The sequence below is a fragment of the Pseudomonas sp. PIC25 genome (assembly GCF_002286785.1).
Classification (GTDB): domain Bacteria; phylum Pseudomonadota; class Gammaproteobacteria; order Pseudomonadales; family Pseudomonadaceae; genus Pseudomonas_M.
The window spans coordinates 1-13,596 of the sequence record NZ_MUJY01000191.1 but is presented as its reverse complement, the minus strand read 5'-3'; the positions used below and the strand labels follow the sequence as shown (position 1 = coordinate 13,596).

Below are 13,596 nucleotides of genomic sequence, written 5' to 3'. Positions count from 1 at the left end.
ACTACACCTTTCAAGAAAAAGTGGGCCGCCGGCTCACCGGCGGGCCCAAGAGATTACAGATTCCGCAGCGCCGCGACTACCGCGTCGCCCATCCCGACGGTACCGACTTTGGTGGTGCCCTCGGAGTAGATGTCGCCGGTACGCAGCCCCTGATCCAGCACCACGCTGACCGCACGCTCGATGGCATCGGCCGCATCGCTCCGATTGAAGCTGTAACGCAGCATCATCGAGACCGACAGAATGGTCGCCAACGGGTTGGCGATACCCTGCCCCGCGATATCGGGAGCGGAACCGTGGCACGGCTCGTACATGCCCTTGTTGTTCGCATCCAGCGAAGCCGAAGGCAGCATGCCGATAGAACCGGTAAGCATGGAAGCCTCATCCGACAGAATGTCGCCGAACATGTTGTCGGTGACCACCACGTCGAATTGCTTCGGCGCGCGCACCAGTTGCATGGCTGCGTTATCCACGTACATGTGGCTCAGCTCGACGTCCGGATAATCCTTGGCAACCTCTTCCACAACCTCGCGCCACAACTGGCTGGAAGCCAATACGTTGGCCTTGTCCACCGAGCACAGCTTCTTGCCGCGCACACGCGCCATGTCGAAACCGACCCGGGCGATGCGACGAATCTCGCTCTCGCTGTACGGCAGGGTGTCGAAAGCCTGGCGCTCGCCGTTGTCCAGCACGCGAGTGTCGCGCGGCTGGCCGAAATAGATACCACCGGTCAGCTCGCGAACGATGAGAATGTCGAGACCCGCGACCACTTCCGGCTTGAGTGTCGAAGCCTCGGCCAGCTGCGGATAGAGAATGGCCGGTCGCAAATTAGCGAACAGCCCCAGCGCCGAGCGAATCTTCAGCAGACCGCGCTCAGGACGGATATCGCGCTCGAGCTTGTCCCACTTGGGCCCGCCGACCGCACCCAGCAGCACCGCGTCGGCCGCCTTGGCGCGAGCCAGCGTCTCGTCGGCCAGCGGCACGCCGTGCTTGTCGATGGCGGCGCCGCCGATCACGTCATGGCTCAGTTCGAAGCCGAGCTGGAACTTGTCGTTGGCCAGTTCCAGCACCTTCACCGCTTCGGCCATGATCTCCGGGCCGATGCCGTCGCCGGGAAGAATCAGAATCTGCTTGCTCATTGAATCCTCTCGATTGATGGTCGAACCGGCGCTCAAGCGCCGATCCGCTCTCCATAGATTGCCGCGATGCGCTCATCCTGCTCGCGGGCGGAAAAATGTTCCCACTCGATGCCATTGACGTCGGGCGTACTGGTAAAGCCTTCCGCGTCGTCGTCCTCGAACCCGACATGGCGCAGCATTCCAGCACGCTCGGGCATCTGGTTGATCGAAAAATTGAGAATCCCGGTACGCCACATGGCGTATTTGCCCGGCACCACCACAGTCGCGGGCTGGCCAAGGCGACGATCGTAATCGGCGATGGACGCCTCGAGATCGGCCACGGTCAGCGCAATGTGGAAGCGCTTCATGATGTTCGCCTCAGGCTTCGCGAAACAGCCAGGGGCTGCGTTGCCGGTAACTTTCCTCGAAGCCCTTGATCGCATTGGCATCCTGCAAGGTAAGGCCGATGTCGTCCAGGCCGTTGAGCAGGCAGTGCTTGCGGAAAGCGTCGACCTCGACGGCGTACTGCTTGCCATCCGGACGCGTCACGGTCTGCGCCGCGAGATCCACGGTCAACCGATAGCCCTCGGTGGCCTCGCATTGCTGGAACAGTTCGTCCACGTCGCTCTCGGCGAGGATGATCGGCAGCAGGCCGTTCTTGAAGCTGTTGTTATAGAAGATGTCGGCGAAGCTCGGCGCGATGATCGCGCGGAAGCCGTATTCGTCCAAGGCCCAGGGCGCATGCTCACGGGACGAACCGCAGCCGAAGTTCTCGCGGGCGAGCAACACGCTGGCACCCTGGTAGCGCGGAAAATTCAGCACGAAGTCCGGGTTGATCGGACGCTTGGAGTTGTCCTGGTTGGGCTGGCCGACATCCAGGTAACGCCATTCGTCGAACAGGTTCGGACCGAACCCGGTACGCTTGATCGACTTCAGGAACTGCTTGGGAATGATCTGATCGGTATCGACGTTGGCGCGATCGAGCGGCGCGACGAGACCGGTGTGTTGGGTAAAGGCTTTCATGTCGGGTCTCCTCAGGCCTGCATCAATTCACGCACATCGACGAAATGCCCGGCCACCGCGGCAGCGGCGGCCATCGCCGGGCTCACCAGGTGGGTCCGGCCACCGGCGCCCTGGCGGCCTTCGAAGTTGCGGTTGGAGGTGGAGGCGCAATGCTCGCCGCTCTCCAGGCGATCAGGGTTCATCGCCAGGCACATCGAACAGCCCGGCTCGCGCCATTCGAAACCGGCCTCGATGAAGACCTTGTCCAGCCCTTCCTGTTCGGCCTGCGCCTTGACCAGACCGGAGCCCGGCACCACCAGCGCCTGCTTGACAGTCGGAGCGACCTTGCGGCCCTTGGCGACTTCCGCCGCGGCGCGCAGGTCCTCGATACGCGAATTAGTACAGGAACCAATGAAAACGCGATCCAGCTTGATGTCGGTAATCGGCTGATTGGCCGACAGTCCCATGTATTTCAGGGCACGGACAATCGAATCGCGCTTGACCGGATCGGCCTCGGCTGCGGGGTCGGGCACGCGCTGGTCGACCGCAACCACCATCTCCGGCGACGTCCCCCAGCTGACCTGCGGCTTGATGTCTTCGGCACGCAGCTCGACCACGGTATCGAAATGCGCATCCGGATCGGATACCAATCCACGCCATTGCGCGACAGCCTGTTCCCAGAGCGCCCCCTTGGGCGCGAAGGGGCGACCTTCGACGTAGGCGATGGTCTTCTCGTCCACCGCCACCAGCCCCACACGAGCACCGGCCTCGATGGCCATATTGCAGATGGTCATGCGGCCTTCCATGGACAGGTCGCGGATGGCACTGCCGGCAAACTCCAGGGCATGGCCGTTGCCACCGGCGGTACCGATCCGACCGATAACGGCCAGGACAATATCCTTGGCGGTCACGCCGAGCGGCAGCTTGCCCTCGACGCGCACCTGCATGTTCTTCATTTTCTTCGCCACCAGGCACTGGGTGGCCAGCACATGCTCGACCTCGGAAGTGCCGATGCCATGGGCCAGGGCACCGAAGGCGCCATGCGTGGAGGTGTGCGAGTCGCCGCAGACCACGGTCATGCCCGGCAGCGTGGCGCCCTGCTCCGGCCCGACCACATGGACGATACCTTGGCGCACATCATTCATCTTGAATTCGAGGATGCCGAAATCGTCGCAATTCTCGTCCAGGGTCTGGACTTGGATACGCGAGACTTCGTCGGCGATGGCGTCGAGGCCACCCTTGCGCTCCGCCTGGGTGGTCGGCACGTTGTGATCTGGCGTGGCGATGTTGGCGTCGATCCGCCACGGCTTGCGTCCAGCCAGTCGCAGCCCTTCGAACGCCTGCGGCGAAGTCACCTCATGGAGAATGTGGCGATCGATGTAGATCAGCGACGAGCCATCGTCGCGCCGCTTCACCTCATGCATGTCCCAGAGCTTGTCGTAGAGCGTTTTGCCAGCCATCAGCCTATCCCTCATCAGCGTGTTTCTATGCCCTCAGGGCTTGTGAGGATGATCCTAAGGACTTGCATCGAATAACTCAAATTCATATTTTTCATTCAAAGCATTCCCATACGGAATACACCATCCACCTTCAACCTGTGTCTCCCGGAGCATCCATGGATCTCGCCAGCCTCAACGCCTTCATCGCCATTGCCGAGACGGGCAGCTTCTCGGAGGCAGGCGAACGGCTGCACCTGACCCAGCCGGCCGTCAGCAAACGCATCGCGGCGCTGGAACAGCAACTCGGCGTCCGCCTGTTCGACCGCCTTGGCCGCCAGGTAAGCCTCACCGAGGCCGGACGCGCCCTCCAACCACGCGCCTACCAGATTCTCGGCGTACTGGACGACACCCGCCGGGCGCTTTCCAACCTCAATGGCGAGATTGGCGGCCGTCTGACGCTAGCCACCAGTCACCATATCGGCCTGCACCGCCTGCCGCCCCTGCTCCGCGCCTTTACCCGGGCACACCCCCAGGTGGCCCTGGATATCCAGTTCCTCGACTCCGAAGTGGCTTATGAAGAAGTCCTGCACGGCCGCGCCGAGCTGGCGGTGATCACCCTGGCGCCGGAAACCCACGCCACGGTCAAGGCGGTACCGGTCTGGGATGACCCTCTCGACTTCGTCGCAGCGCCGGAACATCCCCTGGCCCGGAACTCGGCGATCGGCCTGCCAGACATCGCCCGACACCCGGCAGTCTTTCCCGGCGGCAACACCTTCACCCATCACATCGTACGGCGGCTGTTCGAGGCCGAAGGCCTGACGCCGAACATCGCCATGAGCACCAACTACCTGGAGACCATCAAGATGATGGTCTCCATCGGGCTGGCCTGGAGCGTGCTGCCACGCACCATGCTGGACGACCAGGTGGCACGCCTGCCGTTGCCGGGCATCCAGCTCAGCCGGCGGCTCGGCTACATCCTGCACACGGAACGGACCCTGTCGAATGCTGCCAAAGCCTTTATGGCCTTGCTCGATGAGCAGCGCAGCGGCCTTGCATGGGAATAGTGGCAACGGCTAACGTGGAGCCAGGACGAACGAGCTGGCGACCGGGCTGTTTCGAATCGGCCGCCATACCTATGAACAGCAGATGGGCCACCGATGGCCAAACCCACTGACCGCACGCCTCCACTCCCCTACATTCCGGCACTCGACCCCGCGGAGTTCGAACAGACCTGGCAAGACGCGCCACGCCTGCTCGCCGCACTGAACGGTGCCCGGTTGGGAGCCTGGTCGTGGGACATCGAAAATGGGCAGGTCAGTTGGTCGCGCGGCGCCCAGGCGCTGTTCGGGCTGGACCCACGGCGCCCGTTGAGCCAGCGAGTCGACTATATCGACCTGATCCCCGAAGAAGACCGTGCCGCAGTGATGCGCTCTTTCCAGGCAGTGCTGACCGGCGCCCCGGAAACCCACTCACTGCGCCACCGTATCCGCTGGCCGGACGGCAGCCTGCATTGGCTGGAAATCAGTGGCCGTCTGCAGCCGGAGAGCGATCGCCCGATGATGATCGGCGTGATCCGAGAGATCACTGCCCAACAGGAACGCGAAGAAGCCCTCGCTAGTTCCGAACGGCGTTTTTCCAGCCTGTTCCGCCTGAGCCCGGATGTCATCATGCTGGTCCGCTACGAGGACGGCGTCATCACCGAGGCCAACCAGCACTTCGAAAACATTTTCGGCTGGCCCGCCAACGAGATCATCGGCCAGACAGCGATGGACCTGGAGCTGTGGGTGGACCTGAGCCAACGCGACCACCTGCGCCGCACCGCGCCGGCCACGCCCGACCCGGTGATCCAGAAGGTCAGCCTGCGCACCCGCCACGGCAATATTCTCGAGGGGGTGCTTTCCAGCCAGTACGTCGAGCTGGAAGGCCAGGGCTTCATCCTCAGCACCTTCCTCGACACCAGCGAGCGCGAACGTGCCGAAGCCGCTCTGCGCGCCAGCGAGGAGAAATTCGCCAATGCCTTCCGCAGCGCGCCCGATGCGGTCGCCATTAGCGAAAAGGCGACGGGACGCCTGATCGAGGTGAACCACCGTTTCGAGCAACAGTTCGGCTGGAAGGCGGAAGAGGCCATCGGGCACACGTCGCTGGAGCTGGGCCTGTGGCCGCGCCCGGAGGACCGTCAGTTCGTCATCGACACGCTGGATCGCGAAGACGTCATCGCCCAGCTGGAAATGCGCTTGAACAAACGCGACGGCACCCAGAGCATCAACCTGATCTATGGTGGGCAGATCCAACTGAACGGCCAGCCCTGCCTGGTGCTCACCCTCCGCGACATCACTCTGCAGCGGGCCCAGGAAAAGGCCTTGGAAGAAAGCCAGGAGCGCCTGACCCTGGCGCTGGAGTCCGCCGACCTCGGCACCTGGGACTGGCACATTCCCAGCGCCATGCTCTATGGCTCCGCCCGCGCGGCGAACCTGCACGGATTGCCGGCGGAGCCCTACCACGGCGACTTCAACCAATTCTTCCGGCACGTCCCGGAGGAAGACCGTGAATACATGCGCCAGGTCTACGAGGAACTCCTGGCGGGCAAGCGCCAGGAATACCAGGTCACCTACCGGATGAACCTGAGTGCCGGCGATGTGCATCATCTGGAGAGCACCGCCCGCCTCTACCGCGACGAGGCCGGACAGCCGCTGCGCATGGCCGGCATCATCATCGACATCACTGAACGGGTGCTGCGCGAACAGCGCCTGGCAGCCTCGGAGGAGAAATTCGTCACCCTCTTCCAGGCCAGCCCGGAACCTATTTGCGTCACCCGCCTCAGCAACGGCGAGTTCATCGAGATCAACCCCAGCTTTAGCGAAACCTTCGGCTGGAAGCCGGAGGACATCGTCGGCCGCAACGCGCCCGAGATCGGCTTCTGGGTCGACTTGGAACAGCGCCGCGCGCTTTACCAACAGCTGCACCGGCAGCAGGGCCTGGATAACGTCGAGGCGCGCTTTCGCACCAAGGATGGCCGCGAGCTGACCTGCATGGTCTCCACCCGCTTCATCCACGTGGAGCGTCAGCCCTGCATCACCACCACCTTTCGCGACATCACCGAGCATCAGCGCGCCGAAGCCGCGCTCAAGGCCAGCGAAGAGAAATTCGCCAAGGCGTTCCACTCCAGCCCGGACGCGATCACCATCACCGAGCGGGACACAGCCCGCTATATCGAGGTCAACGAAGGTTTTTCCCGCCTGACCGGCTACCGGCCGGAAGAAGTGATCGGCCGCACCGCCTACGAGATGAATGTCTGGGCCGACCCGACCGAACGAGCCTTGCTGCTGGAAAAACTGCAGCGCGACGGCCGTGTGCATCACCTGGAGATGCACGGCCAGCACCGTGACGGCAGCGTCCGGGTCGTGGAGGTGTCGGTCGAACCGATCAACCTGGAGGGCACCGACTGCCTGCTTCTCACCGCCCGCGACATCAGCGAACTGAAAAACGCGCAGGCGCAGATCCACCACCTGGCCTATCACGATTCGCTGACCAACCTGCCCAACCGAGCCCTGCTGATCGACCGCCTGACCCAGCAGATCTCGCTACTGAAGCGTCACGACCTACGGGGAGCCTTGCTGTTCCTCGACCTGGATCACTTCAAGCACATCAACGACTCGCTCGGCCACCCGGTCGGCGACGCCGTGCTGAAGATGGTCACGGCACGACTGGAGGCCAGCGTGCGCCTGGAAGATACGGTGGCACGGCTGGGCGGCGACGAGTTCGTCGTGCTGCTTTCCGGCCTCGAAGGCAAACGCTCCGAAGTGACGCGGCATGTGCGCCAGATCGCCGATAAGCTGCGCAAGCTGCTGGCCGAACCCATGCTGCTCGACGGCCAGCGCCTGCAGGTCACGCCCAGCATCGGCATCGCCCTCATTCCCGACCACGGCACGACGCCGGCGGACCTGCTCAAGCGCGCCGACATCGCCCTCTACCGCGCCAAGGATTCCGGCAGGAACGCCATTCAATTGTTCCGCACCACCATGCAGGAAGCCGTCAGCGAGCGACTGCGCCTGGAGAACGACCTGCGCCTGGCAGTCACCCGTGGCGAATTCGAGCTGTATTTCCAACCGCAGGTGGACGCCCGCAGCAATGCCATCGTCGGCGCCGAGGCCCTGATTCGCTGGCAGCACCCGAGCCTTGGCCAGCAGTCGCCGGCCCTGTTCATCCAGCTACTGGAGGAAAGCGGGCTCATTCTGGAGGTTGGCGCCTGGATCCTCAGCGAAGCCAGCCAGATCTGCGCCCAACTGCTCCAGGATGGCCTGGTGGACGAGGACGACTTCAGCCTCTGCATCAACATCAGTCCGCGCCAGTTCCGCCATAACGACTTCGTCGAGCGGGTGGAAACCTGCCTGACCCGCAGTGGCGTGCCCAAGCAGATGGTGACCCTGGAAATCACCGAAGGCATCGTGATTCAGAACCTCGAGGACACCATCGCCAAGATGCATCGCCTCAAGCGTCAGGGTGTCAGCTTCGCGATGGACGACTTCGGCACCGGCTATTCCTCGCTGACTTACCTCAAGCGGTTGCCGGTGGACGTGCTGAAAATCGATCAGTCATTCGTCCGCGACGCCACCACGGACCCCAACGATGCCGAGATCATCCGCGCCATCGTGGCCATGGCGCGCAGCCTGGGGCTGGAAATGATCGCCGAAGGCGTCGAGCAAGCCGACCAGCTGGACTTTCTCCAGCAGCAAGGCTGCCATCTCTACCAGGGCTACCTGTTCAGCAAGCCTTTGCCCCTGAATGAATTCCGCGCCCTGCTGATTCGCAAACCGGAACAATCGGTGCATGCCTGAACGAAAAAGGGCGCCATCACTGGCGCCCCTTTGACAAATGGATATCAGTGTTCCAGAGCCGGCAATTCGCCGCCAATCGGGATGCGCTTCGGCTTGGCCTCTTCAGGCACATTGCGCACCAGATCGATGTTCAGCAGGCCGTTGACCAGCGCTGCCCGCTTGACCTCGATGTGGTCGGCCAGACGGAACGACAGCTTGAAAGCGCGCTGGGCGATGCCCTGGTGCAGATAGGTGACGTTCTCGTCGCTGCGATCACGCTTGCCGCCACTGACCGTCAGCACGCCGCGCTCGACCTGCAACTCCAGGTCGGCTTCCTGGAAGCCGGCAGCCGCAACGACGATGCGATACTCGTCATCACCGTGCTTTTCGATGTTGTAGGGTGGATACGAACTGCCCGCGTCATTGCGCAGGGCCGCTTCGAACAGATCGTTGAACCGGTCGAAACCGATGGACTGACGGAACAACGGAGCCATGGAAAATGCAGTGCTCATAACTAATCTCTCCTGATTTCAGCGAGTGGTTACTTGCGGGACCCGCTAGCGGCATCCCGCATGGTTAGATAGGGACAGCCGAATGAATTTCAAGGGCATCCGCATAGCGAGGGGTTTATGCCGAAAGTCATGCTGATCACAGGGGCGAGTCGGGGCATCGGCGCCGCCACCGCCCGCCTCGCTGCCGCACAGGGCTATGCGCTGTGCCTCAATTACCGGGAGCGCCGCGAAGCGGCCGAGGCTCTGCTGCGCCAGCTCGAAGCCTCGGGAACCGAAGCGATTGCCGTGGCCGCCGATGTCGCGGACGAGGAACAGGTGATGCATCTCTTCGAGCGCCTGGACCAGGCCTTCGGCCGCCTGGATGTGCTGGTCAACAATGCCGGCCTGCTGGAACACCAGGCGCGGCTGGAGCAGATGGACGCCGTGCGCCTGCAGCGTGTCTTCGGCGCCAACGTGATCGGCAGCTTCCTCTGTGCCCGCGAGGCAGTGAAGCGCATGTCCACCCGCCACGGCGGCCAGGGCGGCGCCATCGTCAATCTCTCTTCGATGGCGGCCCGTCTCGGCGCGCCCAACGAGTACATCGACTACGCCGCCGCCAAGGGTGCCATCGACAGCCTGACCATTGGCCTGGCCAAGGAGGTCGCGGCGGAGGGCATACGGGTGAACGGGGTGCGCCCCGGCCTCATCCACACCGATATCCATGCCAGCGGCGGCGAACCGGGACGCATCGAGCGGCTCAAGTCCAGCGTGCCGCTGGGGCGCGGCGGCGCTCCCGAGGAGGTGGCCCGTGCCATTCTCTGGCTGGCCGGCGACGAGGCGTCCTATACCACCGGCACCCTGCTCGACGTCAGCGGAGGCCGCTGAGGGTCATACCGCCGTCGCCAGGCCGGCGAGCGGATCGGAAATGCCCAGCAAGGCATCGATGCGCGCGCAATCGCTTTCCCGGCGAACTTCGGCGAACAGCGCCACCGCTTCCGGATAGCTGCGAGTCAGCATGGCCAGCCACTGCTTCAGGCGCCCCGGCGCATAACGCGGCGACAGCTTGCGCCGGGCCTGTAGCCAGAAGTCACGCAACAACGGCAGCAGCTCGCCCCAGGTCATTTCCTGGGGCGTTTGCCCTGCCTGTACGGCGGCGATCTGCCGAGCCAAGTCGGGGCGGGATACCAGGCCCCGGCCGAGCATGACATCATCGACGCCGCTCACCTCACGGCAACGCCGCCAGTCGTCCAGGCTCCAGATTTCACCATTGGCGAACACCGGCACCTTGACCGCTTCCTGGACCCGCGCCACCCATTCCCAGTGGGCCGGCGGCCGGTAGCCCTCCGCCTTGGTCCGTGCGTGCACCACGATCTGCGCCGCGCCACCATCGGCCAGAGCCCGCGCGCAATCCAGCGCCCCGTCCGGGCTGTCGAACCCCAGGCGCATCTTCGCCGTGACCGGAATCTCCCGCGGCACCGCACGCCGGACCTCGCAGAGAATCGCATGGAGCAGCTCGGGCTCCTTGAGCAACACGGCCCCGCCTCGCGAGCGGTTCACCGTCTTCGCCGGGCAGCCGAAATTGAGGTCTATCACCGGCGCGCCCAGCTCGCAGGCAAAGGCGGCGTTCTCTGCCAGGCACACCGGATCGGAGCCAAGCAGTTGCACGCGCATGGGCGTGCCGGCACGGGTCCGCGATCCGACCGCCAGCTCCGGAGCCAGCTTATGGAAATGGGCGGCAGGCAGCAGGCGGTCGCAGACCCGGATGAATTCGGTCACGCACCAATCGATGCCGCCGACACGGGTCAGCACATCGCGAAGAATCTCGTCGACCAGCCCCTCCATGGGCGCCAGAGCGATCTGCATTCAGGGTTCTCAAAAGAAAAAGGCGCGTAGTTTACGGCGATCGCCGGGACGCGCAAATCCCGGCCGGCGAATGGCTGCGGAGCTTCGCCGAGTCGGCGCGGTCTGCTCATGAAAGGCTACCTACGGAAATACGTTATGAGCGCTATCGCCCCCTTCGTCGCCCTGATACTGGCCATGTTCACCACCGGCATTGCCGGCAGCGAGTCCATTGCTCCGGACGGCAGCGCACGGCTGATCGTCGAGCGCGACAGCTCGTCGGCAAATGCCTGCGATATCGAGCTGTATGTACAGAACAGACTGGCGGCCCAGCTAGGCCCCGGAGAGCGGGCGGTACTGCAAGTCGCAGCGGGAGAAGTCTCGCTGGCGGTCATTCAGGCCACCTCCGGCCCTTGCCTCGAGGCAGCTTCTCCCAGCCGCCCCCAGTCCGCCCTGTTCGCAGCGGGGCAAACCCGGGCATACCGGATCATGCAGGATGCCTCCGGTCTGTTTCTCTCTCCGGTTTCCGAATGACCCTTAGAGTTCCAGCGGATATGGCTGGATCAGCGCTTGGCCATAGCCCTCGACGAACTCCACCGGCATGCGCTTGGGCTTGCCGCTGGACAGTTCGATGCAAACGAAGGTGGTCGATGCGCGCAGCAGGGTCGCCGCATCGGCCGGTCGCACCAACTGGAAACGCCGCTGCATCTTCACACGCTGGTCCGACTCGACGATCCAAGTGGCCAATTGCAGCTCGTCCCCTTCGTAGGCGGCGGCCAGGTAGTCGATCTCATGGCGCACCACCGCCATGGCGCGATCCAATCGGCGATATTCGCTCAGGTCCAGCCCCAGGCTCTGGGAATGACGCCATGCGCAACGCTCCAGCCAACTGACGTAGACGGCGTTGTTAGCATGTCCGAGACCGTCGATATCGTCCGCTTCGACACGGATATCGATCACGAAGGGGGTAGCAAGATCCCAGTTCATTTCACCGCTCCGGCTGGTGGCTATGGCCGGGGAACACACCGTCGGAACGGGCACTCCCGGGTTCGGCCGGCCATTCTAGGCGCTTGCCGCGCCCGAGACCAAGCGATGGCTGCCCGACACAACCGGAGAAACATCCCACTTTGATTTTCCGGCCATCGGACTGCGCACCGATGAAGCCCCAGGCTTTCGTGGACTATCTCGCCGAAGCGATCGGCAGCTGACCCCGACGAAACGCTCAACGTGCCAGAAAGGAAGCATCCTGACGCAGCGCCAGCCCCCGAGCACCGGCTTGCTCTTCCAGCAGCCCCATGACCGCACTCACTACGCGGGGATCGCCAAGAACGCGGTGATGCCCACCCGACTCCAGCAACAGCAGGCGACTGTCGAACCAGTTTTCGTGGATTCGCTCCGCTTCACTTGCCGGCACCATGGTGTCGTCGGCCGCGTGGATCACCAAGCCACGCATATCCAGCTGATAGCGCGTTACATCCAGGTGCGCGGCCGGCATACCGGCGTGTTGCTCGACCAGTCGCACGAAGTGCGCCCGGGCCAAGGGCGGCAGGGCCATGAAGCGGGCGAACTGGCGCAGCACGGTCAATATCCGGCTGGGTGTCCCGATGGTCACCACCGCCTCGCTACGCAACCCCAGCTGGGTTGCGAGCAACACGCTGGCACCACCCATGGAATGCCCGATCACCGCTTTCAGCGGCGGCAGTTCCCCGGCCGCTTCGAGCACAGCGCGAGCGAACAGGACCACGCTGGCCTCCTGCCCTGGCGACCGGCCATGGGCCGGCCCATCCAGCGCAACCACAGCGTAGCCGGCCTGGACCAGCGCCTCGATCAGCGCGGCGAACTGCGTCGGACGCCCTTCCCAGCCATGCATCAGCAAGACGGCGGGCCCGCTTCCCCAACGCAGCGCGGACAGGCCGAAGCGCAGCGTTATGCGCTCCGCACTGGCCAGCAACGGCAGCTCCCAGTTGCGTGGTGGCAGATCGCGGGGCGTCATGAACTCGCGACGCATTCTGCTCGCTACCGCATGCGGAGCCACCCAGCCCAAGGTGGCGTTGATACCGCGAACCCAGTTCAAGCTGCTCATCACAAGACCCTCATCGATTGACGGCGGACAGCGCGACCGCCTGGATGGGCGCCCGACGGGCGTCCGGTATGAACCGAGCCTTCCCGGCTCAAATCACTGCCGATTTCGCGGCCCGCAGCACCCGGTCGGACATCTCGCCCGGCCCCAACGCCCGCGCCAGCACCAAACCGCCCACCATCAACGCCAGGTCCGCCAGCACCTTGTCGGCCTCCTCCGGGCTGTCGGCAAGCTCCGCCATGACCAGCTCCAGATGCTCGGCCAACACGGCACGAAAACCTTCCGGCATGTGCGCCAGCTCGGCCAGCGAACTGGGAAGCGGGCACGTCTCGCTGGTCTCCGCATCGCGGTGCTTGCGCGAGAGATAGAACGCCGCGGCCAGGGTGCGCCGCTCGCGTGCCGGCAAGCTCCGATCCATCTCGCCCATCAATGCACGGCGGCGCCGAAGCGTCTGGCTGAAGGCCTCCAGCATCAGCGCATCCTTGCTTTCGAAGTGCGCATAGAAGCCACCGACCGTCAGACCGGCCGCCCCCATCACGTCCCCTACACTGGGATCGGCCGGGCCACGGCGGATAAGCGCGGCACTGGCGGCGGACAGGATGCGTTCGCGGGTCTGGGCTTTTTTGTCATTCATGGTGAGGCTCCAAAATATTACAACTGAAATATTATGCTCGTAATAATTTTTGGCAAGTCCTCGGGACACCATTCGTCGCCAGAGATAAAGCAGGAGAAAAAACAAAAGGGCCACCCTGACCGGATGACCCTTTAAAAGCCCGCATTGCGGGTTGGAAAAGTGGCGTCCCCTAGGGGACTCGA

Annotated in this window: 13 protein-coding genes; 4 read left to right on the top strand and 9 right to left on the bottom strand. The window is 63.8% G+C overall.

Going from position 1 to position 13,596, the window contains the following annotated elements:
* Window positions 1–53: 53 nt before the first annotated feature.
* The 4 genes from leuB to leuC are packed head-to-tail and all read right to left on the bottom strand — an operon-like array spanning window position 54 to window position 3,577.
* The gene (gene leuB / locus BZL41_RS26940) at window positions 54–1,136 is read right to left on the bottom strand and encodes a 3-isopropylmalate dehydrogenase (RefSeq protein WP_095602107.1); all 1,083 of its coding nucleotides are present in this window, start codon (window positions 1,134–1,136) and stop codon (window positions 54–56) included.
* A gap of 32 nt (window positions 1,137–1,168) precedes the next feature.
* Window positions 1,169–1,483: a hypothetical protein gene (locus BZL41_RS26935; protein WP_095602106.1), complete on the bottom strand. Its 315-nt coding sequence runs from the start codon at window positions 1,481–1,483 to the stop codon at window positions 1,169–1,171.
* A 10-nt stretch (window positions 1,484–1,493) separates the two neighbouring features.
* Entirely contained in the window at window positions 1,494–2,138 is a 645-nt protein-coding gene (leuD, locus tag BZL41_RS26930) for a 3-isopropylmalate dehydratase small subunit (protein ID WP_095602105.1), read from the bottom strand.
* A gap of 11 nt (window positions 2,139–2,149) precedes the next feature.
* Complete coding sequence (leuC, locus tag BZL41_RS26925) at window positions 2,150–3,577, bottom strand: 3-isopropylmalate dehydratase large subunit (protein WP_095602104.1); 1,428 nt, start codon at window positions 3,575–3,577, stop codon at window positions 2,150–2,152.
* A gap of 155 nt (window positions 3,578–3,732) precedes the next feature.
* On the opposite strand from leuC, the gene BZL41_RS26920 reads away from it, so the two are divergent.
* Both BZL41_RS26920 and BZL41_RS26915 read left to right on the top strand, forming a co-directional pair.
* A complete protein-coding gene (locus BZL41_RS26920) occupies window positions 3,733–4,620 on the top strand; it encodes a LysR family transcriptional regulator (protein ID WP_084337491.1) in 888 nt (295 codons plus the stop codon).
* Between the two features lie 93 nt (window positions 4,621–4,713).
* Window positions 4,714–8,391, top strand: coding sequence for a PAS domain S-box protein (locus BZL41_RS26915; protein ID WP_095602103.1), 3,678 nt, complete (start codon window positions 4,714–4,716; stop codon window positions 8,389–8,391).
* Between the two features lie 44 nt (window positions 8,392–8,435).
* Here the strand turns inward: BZL41_RS26915 and BZL41_RS26910 are convergent, their stop codons facing one another.
* Window positions 8,436–8,882, bottom strand: a complete 447-nt coding sequence (locus BZL41_RS26910; protein ID WP_095602102.1) for an Hsp20 family protein — start codon at window positions 8,880–8,882, stop codon at window positions 8,436–8,438.
* Between the two features lie 117 nt (window positions 8,883–8,999).
* Between BZL41_RS26910 and BZL41_RS26905 the strand changes: the two genes are divergently transcribed.
* The gene (locus BZL41_RS26905; RefSeq protein WP_095602101.1) at window positions 9,000–9,746 is read left to right on the top strand and encodes an SDR family oxidoreductase; all 747 of its coding nucleotides are present in this window, start codon (window positions 9,000–9,002) and stop codon (window positions 9,744–9,746) included.
* A 3-nt stretch (window positions 9,747–9,749) separates the two neighbouring features.
* Here BZL41_RS26905 and BZL41_RS26900 read toward each other — a convergent pair whose 3' ends face one another.
* Window positions 9,750–10,724: a tRNA-dihydrouridine synthase gene (locus BZL41_RS26900; protein WP_095602100.1), complete on the bottom strand. Its 975-nt coding sequence runs from the start codon at window positions 10,722–10,724 to the stop codon at window positions 9,750–9,752.
* A 135-nt stretch (window positions 10,725–10,859) separates the two neighbouring features.
* On the opposite strand from BZL41_RS26900, the gene BZL41_RS26895 reads away from it, so the two are divergent.
* Window positions 10,860–11,234: a hypothetical protein gene (locus BZL41_RS26895; protein ID WP_095602099.1), complete on the top strand. Its 375-nt coding sequence runs from the start codon at window positions 10,860–10,862 to the stop codon at window positions 11,232–11,234.
* Between the two features lie 3 nt (window positions 11,235–11,237).
* Here BZL41_RS26895 and BZL41_RS26890 read toward each other — a convergent pair whose 3' ends face one another.
* The 3 genes from BZL41_RS26890 to BZL41_RS26880 form a co-directional block, all read right to left on the bottom strand.
* Window positions 11,238–11,687, bottom strand: coding sequence for a thioesterase family protein (locus tag BZL41_RS26890; protein WP_095602098.1), 450 nt, complete (start codon window positions 11,685–11,687; stop codon window positions 11,238–11,240).
* A gap of 235 nt (window positions 11,688–11,922) precedes the next feature.
* Entirely contained in the window at window positions 11,923–12,783 is an 861-nt protein-coding gene (locus BZL41_RS26885) for an alpha/beta hydrolase (protein ID WP_095602097.1), read from the bottom strand.
* 88 nt (window positions 12,784–12,871) lie between these two features.
* A complete protein-coding gene (locus BZL41_RS26880; RefSeq protein ID WP_095602096.1) occupies window positions 12,872–13,414 on the bottom strand; it encodes a TetR/AcrR family transcriptional regulator in 543 nt (180 codons plus the stop codon).
* Window positions 13,415–13,596: the final 182 nt, after the last annotated feature.

Bases quoted from the DNA above. Each gene is read 5' to 3' on its own strand.
- BZL41_RS26880 (WP_095602096.1), bottom strand. From the start codon at position 13,414: ATGAATGACAAAAAAGCCCAGACCCGCGAACGCATCCTGTCCGCCGCC.
- leuD (WP_095602105.1), bottom strand. From the start codon at position 2,138: ATGAAAGCCTTTACCCAACACACCGGTCTCGTCGCGCCGCTCGATCGC.
- BZL41_RS26885 (WP_095602097.1), bottom strand. From the start codon at position 12,783: ATGAGCAGCTTGAACTGGGTTCGCGGTATCAACGCCACCTTGGGCTGG.
- BZL41_RS26920 (WP_084337491.1), top strand. From the start codon at position 3,733: ATGGATCTCGCCAGCCTCAACGCCTTCATCGCCATTGCCGAGACGGGC.
- BZL41_RS26935 (WP_095602106.1), bottom strand. From the start codon at position 1,483: ATGAAGCGCTTCCACATTGCGCTGACCGTGGCCGATCTCGAGGCGTCC.
- BZL41_RS26905 (WP_095602101.1), top strand. From the start codon at position 9,000: ATGCCGAAAGTCATGCTGATCACAGGGGCGAGTCGGGGCATCGGCGCC.
- leuC (WP_095602104.1), bottom strand. From the start codon at position 3,577: ATGGCTGGCAAAACGCTCTACGACAAGCTCTGGGACATGCATGAGGTG.
- BZL41_RS26895 (WP_095602099.1), top strand. From the start codon at position 10,860: ATGAGCGCTATCGCCCCCTTCGTCGCCCTGATACTGGCCATGTTCACC.
- BZL41_RS26900 (WP_095602100.1), bottom strand. From the start codon at position 10,724: ATGCAGATCGCTCTGGCGCCCATGGAGGGGCTGGTCGACGAGATTCTT.
- BZL41_RS26910 (WP_095602102.1), bottom strand. From the start codon at position 8,882: ATGAGCACTGCATTTTCCATGGCTCCGTTGTTCCGTCAGTCCATCGGT.
- BZL41_RS26890 (WP_095602098.1), bottom strand. From the start codon at position 11,687: ATGAACTGGGATCTTGCTACCCCCTTCGTGATCGATATCCGTGTCGAA.
- leuB (WP_095602107.1), bottom strand. From the start codon at position 1,136: ATGAGCAAGCAGATTCTGATTCTTCCCGGCGACGGCATCGGCCCGGAG.
- BZL41_RS26915 (WP_095602103.1), top strand. From the start codon at position 4,714: ATGGCCAAACCCACTGACCGCACGCCTCCACTCCCCTACATTCCGGCA.